This window comes from Flavobacterium sp., from assembly GCF_040382755.1.
Taxonomy (GTDB): Bacteria; Bacteroidota; Bacteroidia; order Flavobacteriales; family Flavobacteriaceae; genus Flavobacterium.
On sequence record NZ_JBEIET010000201.1, the window covers coordinates 1 to 2,475 of the forward strand.

The 2,475-nt window shown below is 25.5% G+C and carries 7 protein-coding genes; 6 read left to right on the forward strand and 1 reads right to left on the reverse strand.

All coding sequences use genetic code 11. The features are described 5' to 3' along the window. From ABWO04_RS11120 to ABWO04_RS11145, 6 genes are all read left to right on the forward strand, one after another. On the forward strand, positions 1-286 hold a 286-nt coding region (locus tag ABWO04_RS11120; RefSeq protein ID WP_353079761.1), incomplete at its 5' end, for a hypothetical protein. Between the two features lie 8 nt (positions 287-294). Then, positions 295-474: a hypothetical protein gene (locus tag ABWO04_RS11125; protein ID WP_353079762.1), complete on the forward strand. Its 180-nt coding sequence runs from the start codon at positions 295-297 to the stop codon at positions 472-474. A 4-nt stretch (positions 475-478) separates the two neighbouring features. Then, the gene (locus ABWO04_RS11130) at positions 479-769 is read left to right on the forward strand and encodes a hypothetical protein (protein ID WP_353079763.1); all 291 of its coding nucleotides are present in this window, start codon (positions 479-481) and stop codon (positions 767-769) included. Beyond that, positions 769-1,059 carry a hypothetical protein gene (locus ABWO04_RS11135; RefSeq protein ID WP_353079764.1) on the forward strand — a complete coding sequence of 97 codons (291 nt, stop codon included), beginning with the start codon at positions 769-771 and terminating at the stop codon, positions 1,057-1,059. The genes ABWO04_RS11130 and ABWO04_RS11135 overlap by 1 nt, the downstream gene beginning before the upstream one ends. A gap of 172 nt (positions 1,060-1,231) precedes the next feature. Then, a complete protein-coding gene (locus ABWO04_RS11140; RefSeq protein WP_353079765.1) occupies positions 1,232-1,411 on the forward strand; it encodes a hypothetical protein in 180 nt (59 codons plus the stop codon). Between the two features lie 97 nt (positions 1,412-1,508). Then, a complete protein-coding gene (locus ABWO04_RS11145; protein ID WP_353079766.1) occupies positions 1,509-1,742 on the forward strand; it encodes a hypothetical protein in 234 nt (77 codons plus the stop codon). A gap of 535 nt (positions 1,743-2,277) precedes the next feature. Here ABWO04_RS11145 and ABWO04_RS11150 read toward each other — a convergent pair. After that, a partial coding sequence (locus tag ABWO04_RS11150) for a hypothetical protein (RefSeq protein ID WP_353079767.1) occupies positions 2,278-2,475 on the reverse strand: 198 nt, incomplete at its 5' end.

A 2,475-nucleotide genomic window follows, 5' to 3' on the forward strand; every position in this document is an offset into this window, starting at 1 on the left:
AACTAAAGAAGCAATTAACAATTTTTTAAATGCTGAAAAATACAAAAATTCAAATACTGAAATCATAGTTTTGCCCAATGTAACTATGTTAAAACTATATAAAACGATAATAGCATACAGATACAACGACCCCGAAAGAACGTTAATAATAAAAACTGAAGGATACAACACCAACACAACTAAAGAACGTTTAAACGCACTCCCAGGAGTTAATATTTCAAGCAAAAAAGGTATTTTTTATTTAAATAATAAAGAATGGGACGGAACAGAAATACAAATAAAATAAATGCAGCTATGAAAACAGAACCACAACAAGAAACAAAAACTTTTTTAATAATTAATGGAAAAGATATTTTTATACGAAAATTTGAAAGCATATCAAATGCGATAACCTTTGCACAGAATTACATGAATCAAAGCTTAAGAGTTCAAGTTTTAGAGATTGATAAAATAGATATTAATATTAAATTTTAATAAGATGAAAGAATATATAAAAGTAAAAAGCGACAACAACAACGAGTTCTTAAAAGTTAGAACTTACTATTCTAAAGAGCATAAAAGTTTAATTTTGTCAATAAGCCACGTTAAAATAAGCTACATTGATAATGTAAAATTAGAAAGTTTTTTTCCTTCAAATGGAATAGTTATAAGAATATTAGAAATGAATAGAAACAATAAAAAAATAGTAGAAACATACAAACCCGAACCCGAAAAAATGAATAATTATATTAATAGAATGATATTACAAAACAATTTAATACTAGAGTGATGGAAACGACAAACAAAAACAAACTATTGTATAAAATAGTAGAAGAAAGAAAAGGTTTATATTGTCACGCAATAGAGGTAACGGACAAATATAATCTACAAAGTATAATTGAAGCAGTTTTTGACACATACGAAAGCGAAGAAATAACAGCCACGGATATTTTTTATTTCTTTGATAGTATAGAAGTTTATCATCTAACAGATGACGAACTAACAGAAGAACAGAACGAAGAGAACGAAAAAGAAGTTTATAATTTTAACTTTAAAGAATACATAAACCCGACAATATGAGAAGAACAGAAAAAAACACGTCAAAAATAATTTTAGTTATAATTGATGTAATAGCACTATTTTTAATTTTTATCTTTTGGCTATTAGTAATAAAATACACTTATAGACCTAAATAATAATAAGATCATAATTAAATTATAATAACATGGAAAGCTTAGAAACATATAGACAAATGAAAGCAGAAACCAACAGAATGATAAATGAAATATCTTTGCTGATGGAAGTTTCAAACACAATAACAGAGGAGATAATAAGTAAGACAGTCGATAAGTATAATGTACTTTTGCCCTATGAATACATAGAAAAAGAATACCATTACACATTGAAATTATTAGAACAATTTAACAAATAAACAACATGATTAAATACTTTGATACATCAGAGTAAAAAGCAAAGCAGAAGCAAAACAGAAGCAAAAAACAATTTATTAATTTAAAATTATATTAAAAATGTATTCGATTAGTTTAAATTTCAGTGAGTTAAAAAAATTAGAAAAATTTATTTCAAAAAATGGTAACGAGTTTATAAGTGTAACAATGTTTATAAATGATACACCCGACAAGTTTAATAATACAATTCAACTTAAGGCGAAGTTTGAAAATGAATTTATATTTGTCGGTAATGGTAAGAAATTTGTAAAAAAGGAAAGCAATGAGACTGTTAAAAATGATTTACCATTCTAGTAAAACTATTTTACTTTTTCCTTTAATAGTTGGTTTATTTGTAGCTGATAGATTCCTGCTATGTTTATTAATCCATCTAAAAAGTGAAAATTTAACCAATTGGTTGACCGAAAAAGAACAAATAAAGGCTAGTATTATTCGAGTAGTGCTAATTTATAGCATATTATTACTAATTTATCTGTTTAATTAACACCAAAAAAGACAGAATTAAGGGGTAAAATTTAACTTTTACCTCTTTTTTTATGCCTAATAGGCTGATTTTCAGCTAAAAAGTCGATTTTTTCGGTCTAATCGGAAGTTGATTATTTATATATACCCCTCTAGAATTTTCGTCAAAAAATACTTTTTTATAACAAACTTATAATCTTTTTGGTTGTTTATGTGTCCTTTGTTTCCTTAATATCCTTAATATCCTTAGTTTCCTTAATGCTTAACGTTTTGTTGGGTTTAACAAGATGATAAGATGGAATTATTTGAATCTGGAATTGAATTTTGCCTAAAAAATTTCTGTATGAAAATGATTTTTATTATAAATTTATAATAGATTAAATAAGTAAGTATTGAGAGATAATGATTGAATCTCGTAATTTTGAAAAAATATTTTTGTGCTTATATTTTGCTCAATGTTTGCTTCGTATTTGCTTATCATTTGCTTACCATTTGCTTCGCTTTCGCTTCGCATTAGCTTATTTTTTGCTTTTTTATTTATTATAATATGGTTGTTTACAGATGA

Coding starts and splice junctions, on each gene's coding strand:
- ABWO04_RS11125 (WP_353079762.1), top strand. CDS start 295: ATGAAAACAGAACCACAACAAGAAACAAAAACTTTTTTAATAATTAAT.
- ABWO04_RS11130 (WP_353079763.1), top strand. CDS start 479: ATGAAAGAATATATAAAAGTAAAAAGCGACAACAACAACGAGTTCTTA.
- ABWO04_RS11135 (WP_353079764.1), top strand. CDS start 769: ATGGAAACGACAAACAAAAACAAACTATTGTATAAAATAGTAGAAGAA.
- ABWO04_RS11140 (WP_353079765.1), top strand. CDS start 1,232: ATGAAAGCAGAAACCAACAGAATGATAAATGAAATATCTTTGCTGATG.
- ABWO04_RS11145 (WP_353079766.1), top strand. CDS start 1,509: ATGTATTCGATTAGTTTAAATTTCAGTGAGTTAAAAAAATTAGAAAAA.